The following is a 24,289-nucleotide window of genomic DNA, read 5'->3' as shown; positions in this document are numbered from 1 at the left end:
GGATCGGCGTTATCGCGGCGGGGCCGCGCGATCAGAGCGTGGACACCCAGTTGGCCAGCAGCGCGGCGCCGGCGTCGCCGGATTTCTCGGGATGGAACTGCGTCGCCCACAGCGCGCCGTTCTCCACGGCGGCCACGAAGGGACGCTCGCCGTAGCGGCACCAGGCGACCTTGGGCGGGGGCAGCGGCCCGGTGTCGCCGAGATGCCACTGCTGCACCGCGTACGAGTGCACGAAGTAGAAGCGGGTGTCCGTGGGCAGCCCGGCGAACATGCGGCTGCCTTCGGGCAGGTCCAGCACGTTCCAGCCCATGTGCGGCACGACCGGGGCTTCGATGCGCTCCACGGCGCCGGGCCATTCGGCGCAGCCGTCGGTCTCGACGCCGTGCTCGATGCCGCGCTCGAACAGGATCTGCATGCCGACGCAAACGCCGAGCACCGGGCGTCCCCCGGCCAGACGCCGCCCGATGATCCGGTCGCCGCGCACCGCGCGCAGTCCCTGCATGCAGGCCGCGTACGCGCCGACGCCGGGCACGAACAGCCCGTCGGCTTCGAGCGCGGCGTCGAAGTCGGAGGTGACGGTGACTTCTACGCCCTGGCGCGCCACGGCGCGCTGCGCGGAACGGATGTTGCCCGAGCCGTAGTCCAGGACGACGACGCGTTTGGCGGGACCGGTGGTCATCAGCGCCGCACGCTCACTTCCAACGCAGCACGCCGGCCGTGATGGCCAGCGCCGCGCATACACCCAGCAAGCCGATCAGCACCTTCGGCAGGCCCTGCCTGGCGAGGGAGATCACCCCGCCGATCAGGAAAAGTCCGAGGAAGATCAGGAGCGCCGCGGCATAACTGCTGGTCATAGCACACCCTTCGTGCTGGGCACGCCCACGACGCGCGGGTCGAACGCGCACGCGTCGCGCAGCGCCCGGGCTACCGCCTTGAACTGTGCCTCGACGACATGGTGCGCGTTGCGGCCGTAGGGCACATCCACGTGCAGGCAGATCTGCGCCTGCGCGACGAAGGACTCGAAGATGTGCCGGGTGAGCGTGGTGTCGTAGGCGCCGATCATCGGGGCCATCCGCTCGGGCTCGCGGTGGACCAGATAAGGCCGCCCGGACAGGTCGACGATCGCGTGCGCCGCGCTCTCGTCCAGCGGTACCCAGCAGTCGGCGAAGCGGCGGATGCCGGCCTTGTCGCCGAGGGCCTCCCGGAATGCCGAGCCGAGCGCGATCGCGGTGTCCTCGACCGTGTGGTGTGAGTCGACGTGCAGGTCGCCGGTCGTCTTGACGGTCAGGTCGAACAGGCCGTGCTTGCCGAGTTGCGCGAGCATGTGGTCGTAGAAGCCGATTCCGGTCTCCACGTCCACCGCGCCGCCGCCGTCCAGATCGATCTCGACCAGGACGGTGGACTCCTTGGTGGCGCGCTCGACGCGCCCGACGCGACGGCGCGCGCTCTCGTCGCTCACAGGATCTCCTTCAGTGCGGTGAGGAACGCCCCGGTCTCCTCGGGTGTCCCGGCGGTCACACGCAGCATCCCGGCCAGCCCGACGTCCCGGACCAGGACGCCGCGGTCGAGCAGCGCCTGCCACACCGCCCCGGCTTCCCGGGGCTGTTCTCCGGCGCGGCTCACGCCGAAAGCGACGAAGTTCGCGTCGGAGGGGACGACGGGCAGGCCGAGCGCGGTCAACTCATCGACGATGCGGTCACGCTGGGCCTTGACGGCGTCCACGGTACCGAGCAGAGCCTGGACGTGAGCCAGTGCGGTACGCGCGGCCGCCTGGGTGAGCGCGGACAGGTGGTACGGAAGCCGGACCAGCAGCAGGGCGTCGATCACGGCCGGGTCGGCGGCGAGGTAGCCGACGCGGGCGCCGGCCATCGCGAACGCCTTGGACATCGTGCGGATGACGATCAGCCGCGGACGGCCGGGAAGCAGGCTCAGGGCGGAGGCGGTGCCGGGCCTGAAGAACTCGGCGTATGCCTCGTCGATCACGACCACGCCGGGGGCGGCGTCCACGACGGCCTCGACCAGTTCCCTCGGCGCGGCGTTGCCGGTCGGGTTGTTCGGGGAGGTGAGGAAGACCACGTCGGGCCCGTGCCGCCGGATCGCGGCGAGCGCCGCGGCCGGGTCGAGGCTGAAGTCGGCCCCGCGCGGCTCGGCGATCCACCGGGTGCCGGTGGCCAGCGCGATCAGCCGGTGCATCGTGTAGGAGGGCTCGAAACCCAGGGCGCTGCGTCCGGCGCCGCCGAAGCACTGCAGGATCTGCTGGATCACCTCGTTGGAGCCGTTGGCGGCCCACAGTTGCGCGCCGGTCAGTCCGTGGCCGAGGTACTGCGCCAGGTCCTTGCGCAGTTCCACCGCGTCCCGGTCCGGGTAGCGGTTGAGTGTGGCGGCGGCCGCGGTGACCGCCTCCCGCAGGTCCGCGACCAGTTCGGGCGGCGGAGGGTACGGATTCTCGTTCGTGTTCAGCCGCACCGGCACGTCGAGTTGCGGCGCGCCGTAAGGGGTCAGCGCGCGCAGGTCGTCGCGCACCGGCAGATCCTGCCAGGAGAACGGGCCGCCGTCGGTCTTCGTCACTGCTGCGGCTCCTGTGCGCCGTCGGGTTCGGGCGGCGCCGCGAACTCGGGATAACGCGCGCTCAGGTCGCTTAGCGCGCCGTGTTCGGGCGCCGGCTGCCCGGCGTCCGGCGCGTCACCCGCGTCCGCCGCGTCCCCGGTGCGCAGCACGTCCCCGGCGTGCGGCCGCGCCTCGTGCGGGAAGCGGATGGTCACGGCCTCGCCGTGCGCGGGCAGGTCCTCGGCGTTGGCGAGCGTGACCACGTGGTGCGCCACCTCGGCGAGCGCGGCGTCGCTGTACTCGACGATGTGCACGCCCTTGAGGAAGGACTGCACCGACAGGCCCGAGGAGTGGCAGGCGCAGCCGCCGGTCGGCAGCACGTGGTTGGAACCCGCGCAGTAGTCGCCGAGCGAGACCGGCGAGTGCGGCCCGACGAAGACGGCCCCGGCGTTGCGCACCCGGCCGGCCACGACCCGCGCGTTCGAGGTCTGGATCTCCAGGTGCTCGGCGGCGTAGGCGTTGACCACGGCGAGCCCGGCCTCGATGTCGTCGACGAGCACGATCGCGGACTGCCGGCCGCCGAGCGCGGTCGCGATGCGCTGGCTGTGCTTGGTGGCCGGCACCTGTCGGGCCAGTTCCACCTCGACCGCCTCGGCGAGCGCGGCGGCGTCGGTGACCAGCACCGCGGCGGCCAGCGGGTCGTGCTCGGCCTGGCTGATCAGGTCGGCGGCGACGTGCGCGGGGCTGGCGCTCAGGTCCGCCAGGATCGCGATCTCGGTGGGCCCGGCCTCGGCGTCGATGCCGATGCGGCCCTTCAGCAGCCGCTTGGCCGCCGCCACGTAGATGTTGCCCGGCCCGGTGACCAGATCCACCGGGGCGCAACGGGTGGCGCCCTGGCCGGCTCCGTATGCGAACATCGCGACCGCCTGAGCGCCGCCGACCGCGTACACCTCGTCCACGCCGAGCAGAGCGCAGGCGGCGAGGATGGTGGGGTGTGGCAGGCCGCCGTGCTCGCGCTGCGGCGGCGAGGCGACAGCGATCGCGCCGACGCCCGCGACCTGCGCCGGGATCACGTTCATGACCACCGAGGAGGGGTAGACGGCCAGGCCGCCGGGCACGTACAGCCCGACCCGGTCCATCGGGATCCAGCGCTCGGTGACCGCGCCGCCGGGCACCACCTGCGTGCGCACGTCGCGGCGCTTCTGGTCGGTGTGCACCTTGCGGGCGCGGCGGATCGACTCCTCCAGCGCGGAGCGCACCTGCGGGTCGAGGCCGGCCAGCGCGTTCGCCAGGGCCTCGCGGGCGACCCGGACCGACTGGAGGCGTACGCCGTCGAAGCGCTCGCCGTACTCGATCAGCGCGGCCTCACCGCGCACGCGCACGTCCTCGCAGATCGGCCGGACGGCTTCGACGGCCGTCTCCACGTCCAGTTCGGCCCGCGGCACCACGGTGCGCAGGTCGACGGAACCCCCGAGCAGGTCCATCCCCCGCAAATCGATACGAGTGATCACCCGGCCAGTGTAGTTCGCCCGGTGACGACCGGTGCCGAGGATTCCGCCCTGCGGACGATCTGCGAGGCCGGCCGATGCTGTTGTGTCGCCTGCGTACCTTCAGCCGGGCCCTCTAGGCTAGGGCCATGGCCACCACGCTGCCGCTCTTTCCCCTGGGATCGGTGCTCTTCCCCGGCGTGGTGCTGCCCCTGCACATCTTCGAGCCGCGTTACCGCAGAATGGTGGCCGACCTGCGGGAAATGCCGGAGGGCGAGGCGCGGCAGTTCGGCGTCGTGGCGATCAGGGACGGCCGGGAGATCGGCGCGCAGTCGGTGGAGAGCGTGTACGACATCGGCTGCACGGCGCGGATCTCGGCGCTGGAGGCGCACGATGACGGCCGTTACTCGCTGGTGACCACGGGCGTGCAGCGTTTCCGGCTGCTGGACGTGGACGGCAGCGGCCCCTATCTCGTCGGGGAGGTCGAGTTCCTGGAGGAGTCCTCGGACACGCGGGCCGAGGCGCTCAAGACGTCGAGCACGGCCCTGCTGCTCGGGTATCAGCGCGCGCTGGCGGGTCTGCGCGGAGTGCGCACCGGCGGCATCCCGGAACTGCCGGACGATCCGACCGTGCTGTCGTACCTGATCGCCGCGGCGATGGTGCTCGACCTGCGGGACAAGCAACGGCTGCTGGCCACGCCGGACACGGCGACGCGGCTCCAGCGCGAGCAGGTGCTGTTGCGCCGGGAGACCATGCTCATCAAGGAACTGAGAACGCTGCCGGCGGTGGATCTGCTGCGCCGCGACCGCTGACCGTCGCCCGGTGTGGTGCCCCTCTGCGCGCGCGCTCTAAGCTCGCCGCATGGCGAACAAGGCTGCGTCTAAAGGTGCTGCGTCAAAGGGTACTCCGGCGACGGTCGCGCTGGCAGCGGCCGAGGTGAAGTTCGAGGTGCACGCCTACGAGCACGACCCGGCCGCGCAGTCGTATGGCACCGAGGCCGCCGAGGCGATGGGGGTCGCACCGCAGCGCGTGTTCAAGACCCTGCTTGCGGATGTGGACGGCAAGCTCGTCGTGGCCGTGGTGCCGGTCTGCGGCCAGCTCGATCTCAAAGCGCTGGCGAGCGCGGTCGGGGGGAAGAAGGCGGCGATGGCGGACCCCGCCGCGGCCGAGCGCGCGACCGGCTACGTGCTCGGCGGCATCTCCCCGCTGGGACAGCGCAAGAGGCTGCCGACGGTGGTCGACCGGTCCGCGCTTGAGCACGAAACCGTGTTCTGCTCCGCGGGGCGCCGCGGCCTGGAGATCGAACTGGCCCCCGCCGACCTGGTACGGCTGACCGCCGCGCGCACCGCCGCCATCGGCCGCGGCTGAGTCGAGGGCCCGTGCAAAGCCATCAGTCGAGGTCCAGGTCACGGCGGCGGAAACCGTCCAGGGCGAGCGCGAGCAGCCCGCCGGCGGTCGCGACGAGCCAGCCTACCGGCGGCCACGTCCAGGCATCTCCCGGCACTCTCGGCAGGTGCGTGAACGGTGAGACGTCCATCACGGCCTGGTTCAGCTTGAGCACCGGGCCGAGCTGTCCGAGCAGCAGGAACACGGTCAGCGCGGCCCAAGCCACGGGCGTGCGGGCGGGCAGGAGGCCGAACAGCGCCGCCGCGAGCGCCGCGACCACGGCCACCGCGGGCCACTGCGCCAGGGCGGCCAAGACCAGGCGCGGCACTTGGCCGGACACGTCGTGCATCCGAAGGCCGTGCGCGAGCCCGGCGCCGAGACCGCCCGCGGCGAGCACCAGCGCCGAGCCGAGCAGCGCCGCGGCGCAGTGTCCCGCCGCCCAGCGCACCCGGCCCACCGGCCCGGCCAGCAGCAGCTGCGCACGGCCGCTGCTCTCCTCCCCGCGCGCCCGCAGCGTCGCCTGCACCGCGTAGGCGCCCGCGACCAGGCCGAAGATGCCCATGCTGGCGGCCAGGTAGGCATCCACGAGCGCCTGATGGCCGCCGATCTCATCGATGATCTGGACGAGCTTCGAGCTGGAGCTCAGCACTCCCCCGATGTCCTTGGCGATGTAGCCGATCGCCGCGCCGCCGACGAGGAACCCGATGGACCAGCCGAGCAGCGCGCCCCGGTGCAGCCGCCAGGCCAGGCCGTATGGTCCGCTCAGATCCCGGCCGGCGCGCTCGGGGCCGAAGCGTGAGCCCAGCAGCCCCGCGCCGAGGTCGCGGACCGCGGCCAGCCGGGTCGCCACGACCGCGAGGCCGAGCGCGCCCGCAGCGGGCAGCGCCAGGACCCACCAGCGGTTCGCGCTGTACGCGCCGACCCGCTCGACCCAGCCGAGCGGTGTGAACCACAGCAGCCAGCGGTGGCCGCCCGCGTCGGCCGTCGCGCGGATGAGGAAGAAGACCCCGACCGCGGCGCAGGCCGCGCTGTTCGCCCCCCGCGAGGTCTGCGCGAACTGCGCGGTGAGCGCGGCCAGGCCCGCGAAGAAGCAGCCGCAGGCGCCGACGGCGAGCCCGAGCGCGAGTGCCCCGGTGAAAGTGCAGCCGGCCAAGGGCATCGCGACGCTGATTCCCAGCGCCACGGCGCTGTTCGCCAGCAGCGCGACGCCCAGTGCCGCGGCCGGCACCGCGCGGCGGCCCACCGGGGACGCACCGAGCAGTTCCTGACGCCCCGTCTGCTCCTCGGCGCGGGTGTGCCGCACCACGAGCAGGATCGACATGACCGCGGCGAGTACGGCCGCCAGTACGGCGATGCGCCAAGCTGTCACGCCGCCGAGCGAGGTGGATTCGACCGGGCCGTAGATCGCGATCGTCGACCCGGTCGCGTTGAGGATCGCGGCGAACTGTGCGCGCGACTGCTCGGTCGGGTACAGACCCCTGAGGCTGTACCCGGTCGATGCCGCGATCGCGATGAGCACGTACACCCACGCGGGCAGCGCGATCCGATCGCGGCGAAGGGCGAGTTGCACCAGGACGCGCATGCCGGCGAACGGACGCTGTGACGCATCCTCCTTCATCATGTGCCCGTTCATCGGACCGCCGCCGCCTCGTCCCGGCCCTCGCCCGGCTGCTCGGCGGCGTAGTACTTGATGAAGAGCTCTTCGAGGGTGGGCGGGCGACTGGTCAGGGCTCGAACTCCCGCGTCGGTCAGCGCGCGCAGGACGGCCTCCAGCGCCTCGGGGTCGGCCTGGCAGCGCACGGTCGAGCCCTCGATCGTCAGCTCGTGCACCCCGGCGGCGCGCAGGCGCGCGCCGATCCCGTCCGCGTCGCGGCGGACCAGTTGCGCGGTGATCGTCGTGCGCGCCAGGTGCCGCAACTCGGCGAGGCTGCCGGCGTCGACGGTGCGCCCGGTCCTGATGATCGAGACCCGGTCGCAGAGCTCTTCTACCTCGGACAGGATGTGGCTGGAGAGCAGGACGGTGGCTCCGCGCTCGTGCGCCTCGGCGACGCACTGGCGGAAGACCGCGTCCATCAGCGGGTCCAGGCCGGAGGTCGGCTCGTCGAGGATCAGCAGTTCGGGTTCGCCGGCGAACGCGGCGATCAGCGCGACCTTCTGCCGGTTGCCGGTGGAGTAGGCGCGGCCCTTCTTGCGCGGGTCGAGCTCGAAGCGGGAGATCAGCTCGTCGCGGCGGTTCGCCGGGAAGCCGCCGCGCAGCCGGCCGAGCAGGTCGATCGCTTCTCCCCCGGTGAGGTTGGGCCACAGCGTCACGTCACCGGGCACGTACGCGAGGCGGCGGTGCAGCGAGACCGCGTCACGCCACGGATCCGCGCCGAGAAGCCGGACCGTGCCGCCATCCGAGCGCAGCAGGCCGAGCAGGATGCGGATGGTGGTGGACTTTCCCGCACCGTTCGGACCGAGGAAGCCGTGTACCTCGCCGCGCTCGACGCGCAGGTCCAGTCCGTCGAGCGCGCGCGTGCGGCCGAAATGCTTGCGCAGCCCGGCGATCTCGATCGCCGCAGGGTTCGTCATGGCCGTTACGCTACACTCGTTTCACAATTTCGTGAAACCTGTGAAGCAGGTAAAATGCGAGGGTGACGACGGTGGACGGCGGCCAGGCGGGCCGCGGCGAGGAAGCGGTGCGCGGCTTCGTGGAGAAGCTCGCGCTGCTGTTCGCCGACTGGGGCTTTCCGCGCATGGCCGCGCGGGTGCTGTTCGCGCTGATGACGGCCGACGCACCGGGGCTGACCGCGACGCAGCTGGCCGCGCGGCTGGAGGTGAGCCCGGCCGCGATCTCCGGGGCGGTGCGGTACCTCGGCCAGATCGGTTTCGTCGTGCGCGAGCCGGTGCCCGGGTCGCGCCGCGATCACTACCGGCTGCGCGACCACACGTGGTACGCAGGCACGGCGACCGCCGTGCAGTTCTACGACGTGGTGATCTCGGCGGCCGACGAACTGCTCGGCAGCCTGGGCTCAGCGCACAGCACTGCGGCCGAGCGCGTCGCCGAGATGCGGGACTTCTTCGCCTTCGTGCGTAGCCGGGTGCCCGGCCTGCTGGACGAATGGCAGGCGTCGCGCGCGGCCCCGCTTCAATCGGGAAGCTGATCGGGTTGCGGCGCAGGCGGTTCGTTCGCCGGCTCGCCCGGCGCGATCGCGTTCACGCGGTCCGCAACCGCGTTCCGAGGCGAACTTTGCGCTTCCCGCGCACGCTCACCCTCTTCGTCACTCTCACCGTCACCGTCACCCTCAAGCGACTGCCCCCATCCGGGGAAGCCGGGCGGTTCCCGGTCCGCCTCCACTGGGCCGAACAGCAGCATCAAGAAGAAGAACAGGCCAGCGGCGACGGCGGGCCACAGCCACACCGCGCCGGTGGCGCGCAGCGTCATCGGCAGCGCGAAGGAGCCCGCGTTCGCCACGCCGCGCGCCGCCCGCAGGACCGAACCGGCGCCGGGGCCGACGATCGCGCCGAACCAGGCGGCGAGGTAGCCGCCCGCGATGCCGCCCACGGCCAGCCCGAGCGCCGCGCCCAGGCCGCCGCCGCGCCGGTAACGCAGGAAGGCGGCCAACGCGAGCAGGACCGCGGCTATGCACGCGAGGGCCGCGAACCAGCCGTCGCGCGCGATGAAGGTCTTGCCCTCCGGCGCCGCGTAGTAGATCCCGCCCTGGTTGACCACACCGAGCACGGCCGGGGCGAAGACGCGCCACAGCGCCCCGACGCCGAAGGCCAGCAGCACGCTCGCGGCGGTTACCACTGCGAACGCGGCGACCTCCTGCCGCGCCTGCCACCGCGGCTGGGACGGCGGGCGCGAACTGTCGTGGGGGCTCGGCGACGGCAGGGGTGTCGGCCACGGCGTCTCAGTGCTCATCGCACCAAGCTTTTCACGGCTGCCTGAGCTTGTCGCGCACGGGTCGGCTGCTGTGGGTTGCTGTCGGCGGCCGATGGTTCGATGGTGGCATGGAGCGAGTGATCCTGTCCTTCGCATCCGCGCCGCTGTGGGCGGCGTGGCTGGCCGAGCACCACGCGCACACCCCGGACGGGCTGTGGCTGAAGATCGCGCGGCGGGAGAGCGGCATCCCGAGCGTCACCTACGCCGAGGCGCTCGACGAGGCGCTGTGCTTCGGCTGGATCGACGGACAGAAGAACAAACTGGATGAGCGCTGGTGGCTGCAGCGCTTCACCCCGCGCCGCGCGCGCAGCCGCTGGTCGAAGGTGAACACCGAGAAGGCGCTGGCCCTGATCGCAGCGGGCCGGATGCAGCCGGCCGGATTGCGGGAGGTCGAGGCGGCGAAGGCGGACGGCCGCTGGGAGCGCGCCTACGACGGGCAGTCCGCGGCCCAGGTGCCGCCGGACCTGCAAGCAGCGCTCGAAGCGAATCCGCGGGCGGCGCAGTTCTTCGCCACGCTCACCGGGGCCAACCGGTACGCCGTCCTCTACCGGATCCACGACGCCAAGCGTCCGCAGACCCGGGCGGACCGGATCGCCAAGTTCATCGCGATGCTGGAGCGCGGCGAGACCATCCATCCGTAGCGGCTCCGCCGCGCCCGGCCGCCGCCGCTCAGCCCGTCGGCCACCAGCCATCAGCCCAGGCAGGACGGTCCGAGCAGCGCCTTCAAGTCGCCCATCAGCGCCGGGGACGGGGTGACGCGCAGGTGGTCGCCGACCTTGAGCACCGTGGTCGCGGTCCGCCCGCGCATGCGTACCCTGACTTCGGTCATGCCCGGGTGGCTGGCCAGCACCTCGCGAAGGCGGGGCGCCGAGGCCGGGGTGATCTTCGAGTCGTGTACGTGCAGCACCAGCGGCTGGTTGGCCTCGGCCAGCGCCAGGTCGGGCACGGTCAGCTCGATCGCCATCAGCCGGGGCACGTCCTCGCGCCGCTCGACCTTGCCCTTGACCAGCACCACCGCGTCCTCGGTGAGCGCGGTCGCGTAGAGCTGGTAGCTGTTCGGGAAGAACATCACGTCGATCGAGCCCTCCAGGTCCTCGATCGTGGCGATGGCCCACTGGTTGCCCTGCTTGGTCATCTTGCGCTGCAGCCCGCTGATGATGCCGCCGACGGTCGCGGTCGCGCCGTCCGGGTACATCTGCGCCTCGGCGTTGAGGGTGGCGATCGATGCGTCGGCCTTGGACGCGAGAAGGTGTTCGAGCCCTGAAAGCGGGTGGTCGGACACGTACAGGCCCAGCATCTCCCGCTCGTAACCGAGCAGGATGCCCTTGTCCCACTCGGAGGCGGAGAACTCCAGCTCCAGCCCCGGGGCGGCGGCGGCCTTCTCCTCCTCGCCGAGCAGCGCGCCGAACAGCGAGTCCTGCCCGATCGCCTCCTGCTTCTTGACCTCCACCACGCTGTCGACGGCGCGCTCGTGCTGCTCCAGCAGGCCGCGGCGGGCGTGCCCGAGCGAGTCGAAGGCTCCCGCCTTGATCAGCGACTCGATGGTGCGCTTGTTGCAGACCACGGCGTCGACCTTGTTCAGGAAGTCCGGGAAGGAGGTGAAGCGGCCCTTGGTCCGGCGCGCGGCCCGGATCGACTCGACCACGTTCGCGCCGACGTTGCGGATCGCGGAAAGGCCGAAGCGGATCTCCTGGCCGCGCGGGGTGAAGTCGGCGTCGGACTCGTTCACGTCCGGCGGCAGAACCTTGATACCCATGCGGCGGCACTCGCCGAGGTAGACCGCGGACTTGTCCTTGTCGTCCTTGACCGAGCTGAGCAGCGCGGCCATGTACTCGGCCGGATAGTTGGCCTTGAGGTACGCGGTCCAGTACGCGACCAGGCCGTAGCCCGCCGAGTGCGCCTTGTTGAAGGCGTAGTCGGCGAACGGGACCAGGATGTCCCAGATGGTCTTGATCGCCTCGTTCGAGTAGCCGTTGGCGCGCATGCCCTCGGAGAACGGGACGAACTCCTTGTCCAGGACCTCCTTCTTCTTCTTGCCCATCGCGCGGCGCAGCAGGTCGGCCTGTCCGAGCGAGTACCCGGCCAGCACCTGCGCGGCCGACATGACCTGCTCCTGGTAGATGATCAGGCCGTAGCTGACGTCCAGGACCTCTCGGAGCGGGTCGGCCAGCTCGGGGTGGATCGGGGTGATCTGCTGGCGGCCGTTCTTGCGCTCCGCGTAGTTGATGTGGGAGTTCGCGCCCATCGGGCCGGGCCGGTACAGGGCGATGACGGCGGATACGTCCTCGAAGTTGTCCGGGCGCAGCTGGCGCAGCAGCGAGCGCAGCGGCCCGCCGTCGAGCTGGAACACCCCGAGCGTGTCGCCGCGGCTCATCAGCTCGTAGGTGGGCTTGTCGTCCAGCGGGATCGTGAGCAGGTCCACCTTGGTGCCGGTGCTCTGCTCGATGTTGCGCACCGCGTCGTCGAGGATGGTCAGGTTGCGCAGCCCGAGGAAGTCCATCTTGATCAGGCCGAGCGATTCGCAGGTCGGATAGTCGAACTGCGTGATGATCACACCGTCGGCAGGTCGCATCATCACCGGCACGTAGTCGGTGATCGGCTCCGCCGAGATGATCACACCGGCCGCGTGCACGCCGGGCTGCCGGATCAGGCCCTCGATGCCCTTCGCGGTGTCCACGACCTTGCGCACGTCGGTGTCGGACTCGTAGAGCGATCGGAACTCGCCGGCCTCGGCGTAGCGCGGGTGCTCCGGGTTGAAGATCCCAGAGAGCGGGATGTCCTTGCCCATCACCGTCGGAGGCATCGCCTTGGTGATCCGGTCGCCCATCGCGAAGGGGTAACCGAGCACCCGCGAGGAGTCCTTCACGGCCGCCTTGGCCTTGATCGTGCCGAAGGTGGCGATCTGCGCGACCTTGTCCTCGCCGTACTTCTCGGTCACGTAGCGGATCACGTCGGCGCGGCGGCGGTCGTCGAAGTCGACGTCGATGTCGGGCATCGAGACGCGGTCGGGGTTGAGGAAGCGCTCGAACAGCAGGTTGTACGGGATCGGGTCCAGGTCGGTGATGCCGAGCGCGTAGGCGACCAGCGAGCCGGCCGCCGAGCCGCGTCCCGGACCGACCGGGATGCCGTTGTCCTTGGCCCAGTTGATGAAGTCCGCGACCACGATGAAGTAGCTGGGGAACCCCATCTGGATGATGATGCCCAGCTCGTATTCGAGCCGCTGCCGGTAACCCTCGGGGTCCGGGTAACCGGCCGGGAAGCGCCGGTCCAGGCCCTGGTAGGCGAGCTTGCGGAACCACTCGTCCTCGGTCAGCCCGTCCGGCGGCGGCAGCCGCGGCATCAGGTTCCTGAAGGTGAACATCCCCGCGGTGTCCACCTTCTCGGCGATCAGCAGGGTGTTGCGGCAGCCTTCGCGCCAGACCTCGTTGTCCTCGACGGAGCGCATCTCGTCCGCGCTCTTGAGGTAGTAGCCGTCGCCGCCGAAGCGGAAGCGGTTCGGATCGTCGATGTTGGAGGCGGTCTGGATGCACAGCAGCACGTCGTGCGAGACCGACTCGTGCTGGTGCGTATAGTGCGAGTCGTTGGTGACGACCGGCGGGATGTCCAGCTCGCGGCCGATGCGCAGCAGGTCCTCGCGCACCCGGGACTCGATGTCGAGCCCGTGCGACATCAGCTCCAGGTAGTAGTTCTCCCTGCCGAAGATCTCCTGGTACCGCGCGGCGGCTTCGAGCGCCTTGTCGTACTGGCCCAGCCGCAGCCGGGTCTGCACCTCCCCGGACGGGCAGCCGGTGGTGGCCATCAGGCCCTCGTGGTGCTCCGCAAGCAACTCGCGGTCCATGCGCGGCCACTTGCGGTGGAAGCCCTCGGTGTAGGACCTGGAGGAGAGCTTGACGAGATTGGAAAGGCCGCGCGCGTTCGCGGCCCAGATCGTCATGTGCGTGTACGAGCCGGAGCCCGACACGTCGTCGGACTTCTGGCTGGGCTGGCCCCAGAAGATCTGTTTGGTGGTCTGCCGGGCCTCCGGCGCGACGTATGCCTCGATGCCGAGGATCGGCTTGACGCCGGCGGCGTTGGCCTGCTTGAAGAAGTCGTGCGCCCCGTGCAGGTTGCCGTGGTCGGTCATCGCGACCGCGGGCATCTCCAGCTGCGCCGCCCGTTTGAACATGTCCTTGAGCCGGGCCGCTCCGTCAAGCATGGAGTATTCGGTGTGAACGTGCAGGTGAACGAAGGAGTCAGCCACGGCACGGAATCCTAGCGCTGTCCGCCGACGGATGTTGTGGCCCGGGGTTGAGGATCGGACTTTACCGTCAGAGCCCTGTCACAAAAGCCCGATGCCCAGCCCCAGTGCGGCCGCGGCGAGCCCGGCGGCCACGCTGCCGGCCAGATTCGCGAGCGAGACCAGGCCCGAGCCCTCCTCCATCAGCCGGACCGTCTCGTAGCCGAACGTGGAGAAGGTCGTGTAGCCGCCGCACACGCCCGTGCCGATGATCGCCACCGCGCCCGCAGCCAGGCCGTGGTGCGTGGCCAGCCCGGCGAGCAGGCCGAGCAGCAGAGAGCCGGTGATGTTGATCAGCCAGGTTCCGGCCGGGAACGTGCCCGCGCGGCGGCGCGATACCGCCTGGTCGACCAGGTACCGCAGCACCGCACCGGCCGCGGCGCCAAGGCCGACCGCGAAAGCCAGCATCACGCCACCGCCTCGTCTCGTGCCGCCTCGTCTCGTGCCGTCTTGGTCCGCGCCGCCCGGTTCACTGCGAGCCGCCCTGCGCCGGCACCAGTTCGCGCTCCTCGACCCGCTCGCCGCCGAGCCGGCGCTCGCGATGCGCGACCACGGCGCGTCCGACCGTCAGGCCGAGGCTGGTCGCGGCCAGGCCGGCGGCCAGTGAGCCGAACACGTTGCCCGCGGCCGCGCCGTAGTGCCCGGCGCCCAGCAACCGGTCTGTGTCGAGCATCCAGGTCGAGAACGTCGTCAGGGCGCCGCAGAAGCCGACGCCGACCAGCGGGCGCACGTACACGGTCGGCGGAAGGATTTCGAGCACGAAGACGGTGAGCAGCGCCAGGATGAACGATCCGGCCAGGTTGATGCCGAAGGTCGTCGCGGGGAACGTGCCGTGCGCGGTGGGGAAGGCCAGCCCGATCTCGTAACGCGCCAAGCCGCCGAAGAAGCCGCCGAGTGCGATGGCCGCGAGCACGCGCATGTGCTTGCGCCGTGCCGCAATGGCGTTCTGTGTCGCGTCCGCCGATTCGATCCGGATGTCCGGGTCGATCGGCAGTTCATGATTGCCGTCGACCAGGGCCCCGTTCTCGGGTTCTGGCGTGTGAGCCATCGCGAACACCTCTCCTACTCGCAGTACCGCGTTCGAGTAGGGACCGTTGGCCGCAGCGCTGTGCCCACGCGTTGCTGCGACGGTTGACGGCGAGCCCCTCCGCCGGAGCCTCCACTATAGCGGAGCCCCTGCGGGCCCCTCAGGCGCCGCGTATGACCGGCTCTTGCTGGCTTACTGGTCCTACTGGTCGTACTGGCCTTGCTGGTGTTGCTCGTCTTACTGGCCTTCGCCTTCCTCCGCGTAGACGCGCGCCGCGTAATCCTCCAGCGCCCGCTCGCACATCCCGAGCGCATCCAGAGTCGCCGCGCGCTTGGGCGCCCCGAACACGTCCCGGTCGGTCACCTTGGCCAGCCAACCCTGGAGCTTGACCAGGTCCTCCTCGTTCTCCTCAAGCTCGGCGTAGGTGAAGTGCTCGGCCTTGTACTCCTTCTCCAACTGCGCCAGGAAGTCCTGGCACTTGTCGATGATCTCCTCGTACTCGTCGTCCCGCGCGGTCTGGAACGCCGAGAGCACCTCCGCTTCCCCGGCCAGTGCGGTACACGAGAGCAGCACCGCACTGCCGCCCATCTCCCCGATCTCGTGCCGCAGCTTGCGCAGCGCCCGCTCCGCCGCCGCCCCCGCCGGCAGCGCCGCCGCCGAGTTCTGCAGGTAGATCGCGCCCAGCCCCTTGAGCCGGCGCCACACCGCGGCCCGCAGCCGGGTCGGCTCCGACGGCACCCGGTAGATCAACACCAGCCAGCCGACCGGCACCGGACCGGCCGACGCGGCGGTGGTGGTGGTGGCGGCCGTGGTGGCGGCGGCGGAATGCTCGGCCTGCACTGGCGGCCTCAGCTCTCGGCGGCGATGACATCCAGCGCGTGCTGGAGGTCGGCCGGATAGGGCGACTCGAACTCGACGCGCTCGCCGGTCGCCGGATGCTCGAATGCCAGCCGGACCGCGTGCAGCCACTGGCGTGCCAGGCCGAGGCGCTTGGTCAGCATGGGGTCCGCGCCGTAGGTCAAGTCGCCGACGCAGGGGTGGTGCAACGCGGACATATGGACCCTGATCTGATGCGTGCGGCCGGTCTCCAGCTTGATCTCCAGCAAAGTCGCGTGCCGGAACGCCTCGATCGTGTCGTAGTGGGTGACCGAGTCCTTGCCGTCGGCGGTGATCGCCCACTTGTAGTCGAGCTTGGGATGGCGTCCGATCGGCGCGTCGACCGTTCCGCTCATCGGGTCCGGGTAGCCCTGCACCAACGCGTTGTAGGTCTTGTCCACGGTGCGGTCCCGGAACGCCTGTTTGAGCGCCGTGTAGGCCAACTCCGACTTGGCCACGGCCATCAGGCCCGAGGTGCCGACGTCCAGCCGGTGCACGACGCCCTGGCGTTCGGCCGCGCCCGAGGTGGAGATCCGGTATCCGGCCGCGGCCAGCCCGCCGACCACGGTCGGCCCGAGCCAGCCGGGGCTCGGGTGCGCCGCCACGCCGACCGGCTTGTCCACGACGACGATGTGATCGTCGTCGTGGACGATGCGCATACCGGGCACCGGTTCGACGACGGTCTGCTCGACCGGCGCGGGCGGCGGCGGCAGCTCCACTTCAAGCCAGGCGCCGCCGCGGACCTTGTCCGACTTGCCGACGATCGCGCCGTCGACGGCGACCCGGCCCTCGGCGGCCAGATCGGCGGCCTTCGTGCGTGAAAGCCCGAACATCCGCGAGAGCGCGGCGTCCACCCGCTCGCCGTCGAGACCCTCCGGTACCGGCAGCGAGCGCAGCCCGGCGCTCACGAGCCGTTCCCGTCGGGCCCCTGTGCCTGGACCTGTGCAGCCTGGGACTGTGCAGCCTGGACCTGTGCAGCCTGGGCCTGTGCAGCCTGGGCCTGGGCCCGCTCGTCGCTGCCGTCCGGATGCAGTCCGCGGAAGGCCAGCAACACCATCAGCGCGCCGCCCACGCAGATCGCCGAGTCCGCCAGGTTGAAGATCGGCCAGTGCGGCAGCTCGATGAAGTCGACCACCCAGCCGCGCAGGAACCCGGGTGCGCGCACGATCCGGTCCGTGAGGTTGCCCAGCGCCCCGCCGAGCAGCAGGCCGAGCGCGAAAGCCCAGGGCAGGCTGAACAGCCTCCGGGCCAGCCGCAGGATCACCACGATCACGCCCACCGCGATGACCGTGAAGATGATGGTGTAAGCCTCGCCGATGGAGAACGCCGCGCCGGGATTGCGGGTGTAATCCAGCCGAAGGGCCGGACCGAGCAGCCTGATCGGATACCCGTAGTGCATCGTGGCGACCACGATCGCCTTGCTCGCCGCGTCGAGGGCGTACACGGCCACCGCAACCGCCAGCAGCACGCCGACGCGGCGTACCCGCCGTCCCGAACCGGCGGGCGGCACGTCGACCCCTGGCCCTGGATCCCGTGGATCCTGTGCCGTCACGCGGGCCTCATCGGCCGGCGGTGCGGCATCCTGCCCTCTAGCGATGTCCATGCGCTCCACGCGCCGACCTTACCTGGTCGCGCCCGGTGAACTCGGCGAGAGCCCGAACCGGACACGCTCCCGACGGCCCGCGACCGGACCGCGCGCCGGGCCTCAGTACCTGCGCTCCTGCTTCTGCTTGCAGCTCACGCACAGGGTCGCACGCGGGAAGACCTGCAAACGCGCCTTGCCGATCGGCTCGCCGCAGCTCTCGCAGGCGCCGTAGGTGCCCGCGGCGATACGGGCCAGCGCGCGCTCGGACTGCACCAGCATGTCCCGCGCGTTGGCCGCGATGGACATCTCGTGCTCCCGCTCGAAGTTCTTGGACCCGGCGTCCGCCTGGTCGTCACCGGCGCCGTCGCTGGCGTCGCGCAGCAGGTCGGCCAGGGCCATGTCGGCCGCGGCCACGTCCGCGCGCAGCCGGTCGACCTCAGCGCGCAGTTCGGTCTCGACCTCGGCGACCTCGGCCTCGGTCCACGGGTCCTCGCCGGGTCGCACCGGCAGCGCGCCCGGGGCGCCGCGGCCCGCCGCGCCGGCCGCCACCAGGGCTGGTTCGGGCAGCGTCTCGGTCTTGGGCTTGGCCGAAGCGGCCCGCCCGCCCCGCGAAGCGGGCACCTTGTTCGCCGGGCCGGAGGCCGAAGGGCGCTGCGCGGGCTTGGCCGCCGTCTTCTTACCGGTCTTCTTCACGGCCGGAACGGTCGCCGGTGACGCGGCGGAGGCGGAATTGCGCGCGGTGGTGCTCACGAGTGCATCCCTCGCTCTCAGATCGGAAAGGGCCGCTCCGGACGGCGAGGAAGCTGCCGGGGCGGCTGGGGTGCGGGCGTGTAGTGCGGGGTGGGGAGCGCTCCGACGCCCGTCACCCATTCCGCACAACGGGTTACGCGTGCGATTGGTGCCCGGACACCTCCATGCCTAATCACGAAAAGGCAAAGAACTTTTCCCGGGCACGTCACCCACCGCGCTCCCGAGCGGCCGCCGACCCCGGTCTAACCTGCGCGAAGTGTCTCAAGGCGGTGCGCAAGACCACTCGGCGGGTCGAGGATCTCGACAAGCTTGTCTCGGCTGTTGACACCGGACACGAGCCGGACTTTCCGCCGCGCGACACCTATAGCGTCCGCAAGCGCCTTTAGGGCCGCTTCCGTGGCCTTACCGTCCACCGCACGCTCCGATACGGCGACGATGAGCGCGGCTCCGGCGCCGTACGAGCCACCCACCTTCGTGCGACTGGCCCCGGGCTTTACCCGAATGGCGACGCGCATGTCGGGCGACGAACGGTCTTCCCGGCGCTGTTCGTGATGCCCGGAAGGCAAACCATGCGGCCGCGGTGGTGTCATGGCCCTACACTATGAACCCAGTCCGAAGAGGCGTGGATGGGGACAGTAGCGCCGCAAGCGGCCGTGAGCGAGTCAGGGACGGTGTGAGCCTGGCGGGCGCACGGCGCGAACATCACCCCGGAGCCGCCGGAAGAACCGCGGGCCGACCGCCACACGTCGGCGACCCGCTCAGTAGAACCGGCCGGACGGCGCAACGAGAGGGTCCGGTCCAGCGCGCTGTGTGGCGCTTCCGGGCCAAGGAGGGTGGTACCGCGGGAACCCCGCCGTCGTGTTCGTCGAACACAGCGCGGGCGACTCGTCCCTTCGCGACCACAGTGTTCGATAAACGTCGTGCACGCTCGCGAGAGGGACGAGAGAGCATGTATCGCCCGGTAACCGCCCAGGTGGACCTGGTCGCCATGGAGCACGAGGTGCTCGACTTCTGGCGCGAGCGGTCCGTCTTCCGCACGTCCCTGCAGGCCACCGCGGACGGCCCGCGCTGGACGTTCTACGAGGGACCGCCCACCGCGAACGGCACGCCGGGCACCCACCACGTCGAGGCCCGCGTCTTCAAGGACGTCTTCCCCCGCTACCGCACGATGAAGGGCTACCGGGTCGAGCGGCGGGCCGGCTGGGACTGTCACGGGCTGCCCGTGGAACTGGCCGTCGAAAAGGAACTGGGCTTCTCCGGTAAGCAGGACATCGAGGCGTACGGCGTCGCCGAGTTCAACGCCAAGTGCCGCGAGTCGGTCAAGCGGCACGTGGACGCCTTCGAGAAGATGACCGAACGGATGGGCTACTGGGTCGACCTGTCCGAGGCGTACTGGACCATGAACCCCGGCTACATCGAGTCGGTGTGGTGGTCGCTCAAGCAGATCTTCGACAAGGGCCTGCTGGTACAGGATCACCGGGTGGCGCCGTACTGCCCGCGCTGCGGTACCGGTCTGTCCGACCACGAACTCGCGCAGGGGTACGAGACCGTGGTGGATCCGTCGGTGTTCGTGCGCTTCCCGCTGACTTCGGGTCCCCTGGCCGGCGACGGCGACGCTCCCGCCGCGGCGCTGCTCGTGTGGACCACGACGCCGTGGACACTCGTGTCCAACACCGCGGTGGCAGTGCACCCGGACGTGACGTACGTCGTCGCGACGGACGGCGTCGAGCGGCTGGTCGTCGCGGAACCGTTGCTCGCCGAGGCGCTGGGCGAGGGGTGGCGGGTCACCGGCGAGTCGTTCACCGGCCGCGAGATGGAGCGCTGGCACTACCGGCGGCCGTTCGACCTGGTCGCCTTCCCTCCGGGGCCGGAGGGCCGGGCCCAGGACGCGCACTTCGTCGTGCTCGGGGACTATGTGACGACCGAGGACGGCACCGGTCTGGTGCACCAAGCCCCGGCCTTCGGCGAGGACGACCTGAGGGTGTGCCGGGCCTACAACCTGCCGGTGGTCAACCCGATCCGGCCGGACGGCACGTTCGAGCAGAGCGTCGCGCTGGTCGGCGGGGTGTTCTTCAAGAAGGCCGACGAGCAGCTGACCGCCGACCTGAAGGCCCGGGGCCTGCTGTTCCGTCACCTCGAATACGAGCACTCCTATCCGCACTGCTGGCGCTGCCACACCGCGTTGCTGTATTACGCGCAACCGTCCTGGTACATCCGCACCACGGCGGTCAAGGACGCGCTGCTGCGGGAGAACGAGCACACGAACTGGTACCCGGAGAACATCAAGCACGGCCGCTACGGCGACTGGCTGAACAACAACATCGACTGGGCGCTCTCGCGCAACCGGTACTGGGGCACCCCGCTGCCGATCTGGCGCTGCCCGCAGGGACACCTCACCTGTGTCGGCTCGCTGGCGGAACTCGGCGAGCTGGCCGGGCGCGACCTGTCCGGCCTCGACCCGCATCGCCCGTACATCGACGAGGTCTCGTTCGCCTGCCCGGCGAAGGCTGACGGCGGCGGATCCTGCGGCCACACGGCCGCGCGGGTGCCCGAAGTCATCGACTGCTGGTACGACGCCGGTTCGATGCCCTTCGGGCAGCTGGGCTACCCGCACGCGCCCGGCTCCGCCGAGGAGTTCGCGCAGTCGTACCCGGCCGACTACATCTGCGAGGCGATCGACCAGACCCGCGGCTGGTTCTACACGCTGATGGCGATCGGCACGCTCGTGTTCGATCAGTCCTCGTACAAGAACGTGCTGTGCCTTGGGCACATCCTGGCCGAGGACGGCCGCAAGATGTCCAAGCATCTGGGCAACATCCTGGAGCCGATGCCGCTGATGGACCGGCACGGCGCGGACGCGCTGCGCTGGTTCATGCTGGCCGGAGGCTCGCCGTGGTCCGCGCGCCGGGTCGGCGACACCACGATCCAGGAGGTGGTGCGCAAGACCCTGCTGACCTACTGGAACACGGTGGCCTTCCAGGCGCTGTACGCGCGCACCGGCGGCTGGTCGCCCTCACCGGCCGACCCGGCCCCGGCCGACCGCCCGGTGCTGGACCGCTGGGTGCTCTCCGAGCTCAACCGGCTGGTGGGCGAGGTGGACGCCGCACTCGAAGCCTTCGACACGCAGCAGGCGGGCCGGCTGCTGGCCGCGTACGTGGACGACGTGTCGAACTGGTACGTGCGCCGCTCGCGCCGCCGGTTCTGGGACGCCGACCCGGCCGCGCTGGCGACCCTGCACACCGTGCTGGAGACGGTGACCCGGCTGCTGGCGCCGATGGTTCCGTTCGTCACCGAGCGGGTCTGGCAGGACCTGGTGCGCCCGGTCACCCCGGACGCGCCCGAGTCCGTGCACCTGGCGGCCTGGCCGAAACCCGACCCGGACGCCGTGGCGGGGAAACTCGCCGGGCAGGTGGCGCTGGTGCGCCGGCTGGTCGAGCTGGGCCGGGCCACGCGCGCCGAATCCGGGGTGAAGACCCGTCAGCCGCTGGGCCGGGCACTGGTCGGCGCGAACGGCTGGGCCGGGCTGGACGAGCAGTTGCGCGCGCACGTGGCCGAGGAGCTGAACGTCGAGAGCACCGGTGCGCTGTCCGAGGCGGGCGGCGAGCTGCTGGAGTACCACGCCAAGGGCAACTTCCGCGCGCTGGGCAAGCGCTTCGGCAAGCGCACACCGCTGGTCGCGAACGCGATCGCGGCGGCGGACGCGGCCGGGCTGGCGGACGAGCTGCGCGAGCGCGGCGCGGCCCGGCTGACGGTGCCGGGCGAGGCCGGCGGGAGCGAGCAGGTCGAGGTGACGTCCGACGAGGTGATCGTCACCGAGACTCCGCGCGAGGGATGGGCGGTGGCGAGCGCCGACGGCGAGACCGTGGCGCTGGACCTGGCGATAACGCCCGAGCTGCGGCTGGCCGGACTCGCGCGGGACGCGGTGCGCCTGATCCAGGACGCACGCAAGAACAGCGGCCTTGACGTGGCCGATCGGATCCGGCTGGTCTGGTACGGCCTGAAGCCGGAGACTCGTGAGGCGCTGCGCACGCACGGCGCGTCGATCGCGGCGGACGTCCTCGCCGTCGAGTTCATCGACAACGACGGCCGCGTGGACACCCAACCCGTGGCGTTCTACGACGAGGAACTCGGGCTGGAGTTCGCGCTGTTCAAGGCGTAGTGCGGCGGGACACGGCCGCCCGCGCCCCGGCCGCGCGCCGCGCTACGGGACCCGGGTGCAGGCGGCTTTGACCGCGGAAGCGGTGACGTGGAAGCGGTCGCCGGGGAAGGCCCCCGCGTCGGTGAGGACCAACTGCACCGACCCATCCGGGAGGGAGATGTTGTTCAGCTGGGGGGCGGCGACCCACTGCCCCTTCGCCTGGCCCTGGTTGATGCGAAAGCTGAGTGTCGTGGGCGCCGCGGACCGCGCGACCGGGACGTCCAGGCGGTACTGCGCGAATCCGGAGGAAGGCGCGGCGTTGGCGATGTACACCGACAGCGTGCAGCGCGCGGTCCAGCTCAGGTGGAAGGCCCAGGTATAGCTGGAGGCCGCGGGCGCGGTGCTGCCCGATTTGAGGAACGCGAGCGCCGCGCCGCCGCAGTCCGGCGCGCCGCCGCCCACGTTCGCGACCAGACCCCCGGCCGCCGCGATCGCCTGCGTGCTGCCGGCCCACTGCGATGCGGGACAGCCTGGGCCGGCCAGGAAGGTTCCGGGCACCGGTGCGGTGGGCGCGGCGGACAAGCTCACGGCGGGCGCGGCCGGAGGTACGGCGCCGTGGGTCGCGCCGCGCAGAAAGAACGCGGCGGCGACGCCGACGACGAACACCGCGGCGAGGACCACGGCACCGCTCAACCGGGACCGTGCGCGCCGTGGCCGCCGAGCGGTCCCGACCGGCTGCGCGGTGAGCGTCGGCTGCGTCGCCGGGTCCGCGGTCAACGCGGAGACCGGCACGTATTTCGGGTCGCGCCGGGTCTGCATCGATTCGAAGGCGTCGCGCAGCGGTACCTCGGTCAGCGTCGCCTCTGCGGCGTTGCGGTCCACCGGGCCGGTGCGGGCGAACAGCGAGGCCAGATCGGGCCCCAGAGCCGGCTCCAGAGCCGGCTCCGACGCCGGATCGGGAACCGGATCGAACCCTGAGCCGAGGGACGGGCCCGGCGCGGCGCCGAACGGGATACGGCCCGGGCGTTCGAATCCGAGGTCCCCCGCCGCGTCGGCGAACGGCTCGAACACGGCGGTGCGCTGGTCGGGTTCCGGGACCGGAGGCGTCGCGGTCCCTTCCGCCTCCGGCTCGCCCGCGTCGGATCTCGACTGCGCGGCCACCGCGTCGGAGAAGACGCCGCAGGCGCGGTCGGCCAGCGTCTGCAGGCTCGGACGTTGCGCAGGGTCCTTACTCAGGCATGCTTTCACCAGTCCCCGCAAGGCATCAGGGACCGCATCCAGCGCGGCCTCCTGGTGCACGATGCGATGCAGCACCGCGTTCGGCTCGTCGTCGCCGAAAGCAGGCACGCCCGAGGCCGCGAACGCGAGCACGCCGCCGAGCGCGAAGATGTCCGCTTCCGCGCCGAAGGGCCGCCCGAGAATCTGCTCCGGCGTCAGATAGGCGACGCGGCGCGGGGTTCCGGTCACGTCGGTGAGCGTCGCGCCGCGCGCCCTGTGAGCGATCCCAGAATGCACAAGCCGCAAACCGTCCCCGGACAGCGTGACGTTCCACGGGTTCAGATCCCCGTGCAGCCCGCCGGCCACGTGCAGCCGGGTGAGCTGCGCCACGGCTTCGAGCGCGAGGGCGGCGACCGCCTGCGCGGGCAACGGGCCGAGCAGTTCGACGAGCGCGGCCAGCGTGGGCCCGTCGTAGTACTCGGCGGCGGCCCACTGGGAGATCGGATCGGGCCCGGCCGTATCCGGCCGCACCGCCTGGTAAGCGTGGCCGTGCGAGCCGGCATCGCCGACGAAGGCGCGGTACTTGTCCAGCAGGCCCGCAAGCACCACACCGCGAGCATCCTCGCCGTTGACCTGTTCCGTCGGCTGCATCCGCGAAAGCCCTCCGACCCGAGGCGCCCGTGGCGGCACTCCGCCAGTTGTCCGAGGCGTACTCATGTTCCGGGAGCCAAGTCAACCGGAACGCCGCGCCGTGCACCAGTGCGGTAACGAATCCTTGGCGGTCGGTCATGATGCTGTAAGTTTCACGCAGCCGTGCACGCGAACGGCCCCGGCCCCTTTCGAGGGGGCCGGGGCCGCGCGGTACGCCTGCCGGTGTGTGTCTGTCAGACAGTGCTCATCGTCAAACGGTGCTCGCTATCAGGAGTCGGGGTCTTCGTCGATCAGGAAGCCGCGCATCGGCGACGGGGCCTGCGGATACACCGGAGCGGGCTGCGGGGGCACACCCGGCCGGATCGGGGCCATGGTCTGGGTCATCTGACTCATCGCGGAACCGGCCATCGCGGGGGCGGGCAT

At 71.2% G+C, this 24,289-nt stretch carries 22 protein-coding genes; 5 read left to right on the top strand and 17 right to left on the bottom strand.

What is annotated here, in order from left to right; genetic code table 11:
* Nucleotides 1-31: 31 nt before the first annotated feature.
* From hisH to hisD, 5 genes are read right to left on the bottom strand one after another with little or no spacing between them, the layout of a single operon-like run.
* Nucleotides 32-679 carry an imidazole glycerol phosphate synthase subunit HisH gene (hisH, locus tag KGA66_RS21205; protein ID WP_211469936.1) on the bottom strand — a complete coding sequence of 216 codons (648 nt, stop codon included), beginning with the start codon at nt 677-679 and terminating at the stop codon, nt 32-34.
* Nucleotides 680-692: 13 nt separating this feature from the next.
* On the bottom strand, nt 693-854 hold the full coding sequence (locus KGA66_RS21200; RefSeq protein ID WP_211469935.1) for a CG2302 family histidine operon protein: 162 nt from the start codon (nt 852-854) through the stop codon (nt 693-695).
* A complete protein-coding gene (gene hisB, locus KGA66_RS21195; protein WP_211469934.1) occupies nt 851-1,459 on the bottom strand; it encodes an imidazoleglycerol-phosphate dehydratase HisB in 609 nt (202 codons plus the stop codon). Before hisB ends, KGA66_RS21200 begins: the two co-directional genes overlap by 4 nt.
* On the bottom strand, nt 1,456-2,568 hold the full coding sequence (locus tag KGA66_RS21190; RefSeq protein ID WP_211469933.1) for a histidinol-phosphate transaminase: 1,113 nt from the start codon (nt 2,566-2,568) through the stop codon (nt 1,456-1,458). Before KGA66_RS21190 ends, hisB begins: the two co-directional genes overlap by 4 nt.
* Complete coding sequence (gene hisD / locus KGA66_RS21185; protein ID WP_211469932.1) at nt 2,565-4,058, bottom strand: histidinol dehydrogenase; 1,494 nt, start codon at nt 4,056-4,058, stop codon at nt 2,565-2,567. Before hisD ends, KGA66_RS21190 begins: the two co-directional genes overlap by 4 nt.
* A 125-nt stretch (nt 4,059-4,183) precedes the next feature.
* Here hisD and KGA66_RS21180 point away from each other — a divergent pair, with 125 nt between their 5' ends.
* Nucleotides 4,184-4,846, top strand: coding sequence for an LON peptidase substrate-binding domain-containing protein (locus tag KGA66_RS21180; RefSeq protein WP_211469931.1), 663 nt, complete (start codon nt 4,184-4,186; stop codon nt 4,844-4,846).
* A gap of 49 nt (nt 4,847-4,895) precedes the next feature.
* The gene (ybaK, locus tag KGA66_RS21175) at nt 4,896-5,402 is read left to right on the top strand and encodes a Cys-tRNA(Pro) deacylase (RefSeq protein ID WP_211469930.1); all 507 of its coding nucleotides are present in this window, start codon (nt 4,896-4,898) and stop codon (nt 5,400-5,402) included.
* A gap of 22 nt (nt 5,403-5,424) precedes the next feature.
* Here ybaK and KGA66_RS21170 read toward each other — a convergent pair whose 3' ends face one another.
* On the bottom strand, nt 5,425-7,053 hold the full coding sequence (locus tag KGA66_RS21170; RefSeq protein ID WP_211469929.1) for an ABC transporter permease: 1,629 nt from the start codon (nt 7,051-7,053) through the stop codon (nt 5,425-5,427).
* Entirely contained in the window at nt 7,050-7,991 is a 942-nt protein-coding gene (locus tag KGA66_RS21165) for an ABC transporter ATP-binding protein (RefSeq protein WP_211469928.1), read from the bottom strand. Before KGA66_RS21165 ends, KGA66_RS21170 begins: the two co-directional genes overlap by 4 nt.
* Nucleotides 7,992-8,053: 62 nt before the next feature.
* Here KGA66_RS21165 and KGA66_RS21160 point away from each other — a divergent pair, with 62 nt between their 5' ends.
* A complete protein-coding gene (locus KGA66_RS21160) occupies nt 8,054-8,563 on the top strand; it encodes a GbsR/MarR family transcriptional regulator (RefSeq protein WP_211469927.1) in 510 nt (169 codons plus the stop codon).
* Here KGA66_RS21160 and KGA66_RS21155 read toward each other — a convergent pair.
* Nucleotides 8,548-9,324, bottom strand: coding sequence for a hypothetical protein (locus tag KGA66_RS21155; RefSeq protein ID WP_211469926.1), 777 nt, complete (start codon nt 9,322-9,324; stop codon nt 8,548-8,550). The genes KGA66_RS21160 and KGA66_RS21155 overlap by 16 nt on opposite strands.
* A gap of 89 nt (nt 9,325-9,413) precedes the next feature.
* Between KGA66_RS21155 and KGA66_RS21150 the strand changes: the two genes are divergently transcribed.
* Complete coding sequence (locus KGA66_RS21150; RefSeq protein ID WP_211469925.1) at nt 9,414-9,986, top strand: YdeI/OmpD-associated family protein; 573 nt, start codon at nt 9,414-9,416, stop codon at nt 9,984-9,986.
* Between the two features lie 50 nt (nt 9,987-10,036).
* Here KGA66_RS21150 and dnaE read toward each other — a convergent pair whose 3' ends face one another.
* The 8 genes from dnaE to KGA66_RS21110 all read right to left on the bottom strand — a co-directional run bounded on the left by dnaE (nt 10,037) and on the right by KGA66_RS21110 (nt 18,374).
* Nucleotides 10,037-13,585: a DNA polymerase III subunit alpha gene (gene dnaE, locus KGA66_RS21145; RefSeq protein ID WP_211469924.1), complete on the bottom strand. Its 3,549-nt coding sequence runs from the start codon at nt 13,583-13,585 to the stop codon at nt 10,037-10,039.
* A gap of 78 nt (nt 13,586-13,663) precedes the next feature.
* On the bottom strand, nt 13,664-14,029 hold the full coding sequence (gene crcB / locus KGA66_RS21140) for a fluoride efflux transporter CrcB (RefSeq protein WP_211469923.1): 366 nt from the start codon (nt 14,027-14,029) through the stop codon (nt 13,664-13,666).
* A 61-nt stretch (nt 14,030-14,090) separates the two neighbouring features.
* Nucleotides 14,091-14,669 carry a fluoride efflux transporter FluC gene (locus tag KGA66_RS21135; protein WP_211469922.1) on the bottom strand — a complete coding sequence of 193 codons (579 nt, stop codon included), beginning with the start codon at nt 14,667-14,669 and terminating at the stop codon, nt 14,091-14,093.
* A 216-nt stretch (nt 14,670-14,885) separates the two neighbouring features.
* Entirely contained in the window at nt 14,886-15,488 is a 603-nt protein-coding gene (locus tag KGA66_RS21130) for a Chromate resistance protein ChrB (RefSeq protein WP_211469921.1), read from the bottom strand.
* 8 nt (nt 15,489-15,496) lie between these two features.
* Complete coding sequence (locus KGA66_RS21125) at nt 15,497-16,432, bottom strand: RluA family pseudouridine synthase (RefSeq protein ID WP_312887019.1); 936 nt, start codon at nt 16,430-16,432, stop codon at nt 15,497-15,499.
* Entirely contained in the window at nt 16,429-17,076 is a 648-nt protein-coding gene (lspA, locus tag KGA66_RS21120) for a signal peptidase II (protein ID WP_211469920.1), read from the bottom strand. Before lspA ends, KGA66_RS21125 begins: the two co-directional genes overlap by 4 nt.
* 153 nt (nt 17,077-17,229) lie before the next feature.
* Nucleotides 17,230-17,859 (bottom strand): TraR/DksA family transcriptional regulator, encoded by a 630-nt coding sequence (locus KGA66_RS31785; protein ID WP_211469919.1) that lies wholly within the window; start codon nt 17,857-17,859, stop codon nt 17,230-17,232.
* A gap of 242 nt (nt 17,860-18,101) precedes the next feature.
* Nucleotides 18,102-18,374, bottom strand: coding sequence for a DUF167 domain-containing protein (locus KGA66_RS21110; protein WP_246508214.1), 273 nt, complete (start codon nt 18,372-18,374; stop codon nt 18,102-18,104).
* A gap of 434 nt (nt 18,375-18,808) precedes the next feature.
* On the opposite strand from KGA66_RS21110, the gene ileS reads away from it, so the two are divergent.
* A complete protein-coding gene (gene ileS, locus KGA66_RS21105; protein ID WP_211469917.1) occupies nt 18,809-22,018 on the top strand; it encodes an isoleucine--tRNA ligase in 3,210 nt (1,069 codons plus the stop codon).
* 42 nt (nt 22,019-22,060) lie between these two features.
* Here ileS and KGA66_RS21100 read toward each other — a convergent pair whose 3' ends face one another.
* Nucleotides 22,061-23,866: a serine/threonine protein kinase gene (locus KGA66_RS21100; RefSeq protein ID WP_211469916.1), complete on the bottom strand. Its 1,806-nt coding sequence runs from the start codon at nt 23,864-23,866 to the stop codon at nt 22,061-22,063.
* Nucleotides 23,867-24,289: the final 423 nt, after the last annotated feature.

This window comes from Actinocrinis puniceicyclus (genome assembly GCF_018283645.1).
Taxonomy (GTDB): domain Bacteria; phylum Actinomycetota; class Actinomycetes; order Streptomycetales; family Catenulisporaceae; genus Actinocrinis; species Actinocrinis puniceicyclus.
The sequence above is the reverse complement of the archived record's forward strand: the minus strand, read 5'-3'. Positions and strand labels throughout refer to the sequence as shown.

What these genes read in the sequence shown, in the direction of transcription:
- hisH (WP_211469936.1), bottom strand. Translation starts at nt 679, where the DNA reads ATGACCACCGGTCCCGCCAAACGCGTCGTCGTCCTGGACTACGGCTCG.
- KGA66_RS21200 (WP_211469935.1), bottom strand. Translation starts at nt 854, where the DNA reads ATGACCAGCAGTTATGCCGCGGCGCTCCTGATCTTCCTCGGACTTTTC.
- KGA66_RS21180 (WP_211469931.1), top strand. Translation starts at nt 4,184, where the DNA reads ATGGCCACCACGCTGCCGCTCTTTCCCCTGGGATCGGTGCTCTTCCCC.
- ybaK (WP_211469930.1), top strand. Translation starts at nt 4,896, where the DNA reads ATGGCGAACAAGGCTGCGTCTAAAGGTGCTGCGTCAAAGGGTACTCCG.
- KGA66_RS21170 (WP_211469929.1), bottom strand. Translation starts at nt 7,053, where the DNA reads ATGAACGGGCACATGATGAAGGAGGATGCGTCACAGCGTCCGTTCGCC.
- KGA66_RS21165 (WP_211469928.1), bottom strand. Translation starts at nt 7,991, where the DNA reads ATGACGAACCCTGCGGCGATCGAGATCGCCGGGCTGCGCAAGCATTTC.
- KGA66_RS21155 (WP_211469926.1), bottom strand. Translation starts at nt 9,324, where the DNA reads ATGAGCACTGAGACGCCGTGGCCGACACCCCTGCCGTCGCCGAGCCCC.
- KGA66_RS21150 (WP_211469925.1), top strand. Translation starts at nt 9,414, where the DNA reads ATGGAGCGAGTGATCCTGTCCTTCGCATCCGCGCCGCTGTGGGCGGCG.
- crcB (WP_211469923.1), bottom strand. Translation starts at nt 14,029, where the DNA reads ATGCTGGCTTTCGCGGTCGGCCTTGGCGCCGCGGCCGGTGCGGTGCTG.
- KGA66_RS21135 (WP_211469922.1), bottom strand. Translation starts at nt 14,669, where the DNA reads ATGGCTCACACGCCAGAACCCGAGAACGGGGCCCTGGTCGACGGCAAT.
- KGA66_RS21110 (WP_246508214.1), bottom strand. Translation starts at nt 18,374, where the DNA reads ATGCGCGTCGCCATTCGGGTAAAGCCCGGGGCCAGTCGCACGAAGGTG.
- ileS (WP_211469917.1), top strand. Translation starts at nt 18,809, where the DNA reads ATGTATCGCCCGGTAACCGCCCAGGTGGACCTGGTCGCCATGGAGCAC.
- KGA66_RS21100 (WP_211469916.1), bottom strand. Translation starts at nt 23,866, where the DNA reads ATGCAGCCGACGGAACAGGTCAACGGCGAGGATGCTCGCGGTGTGGTG.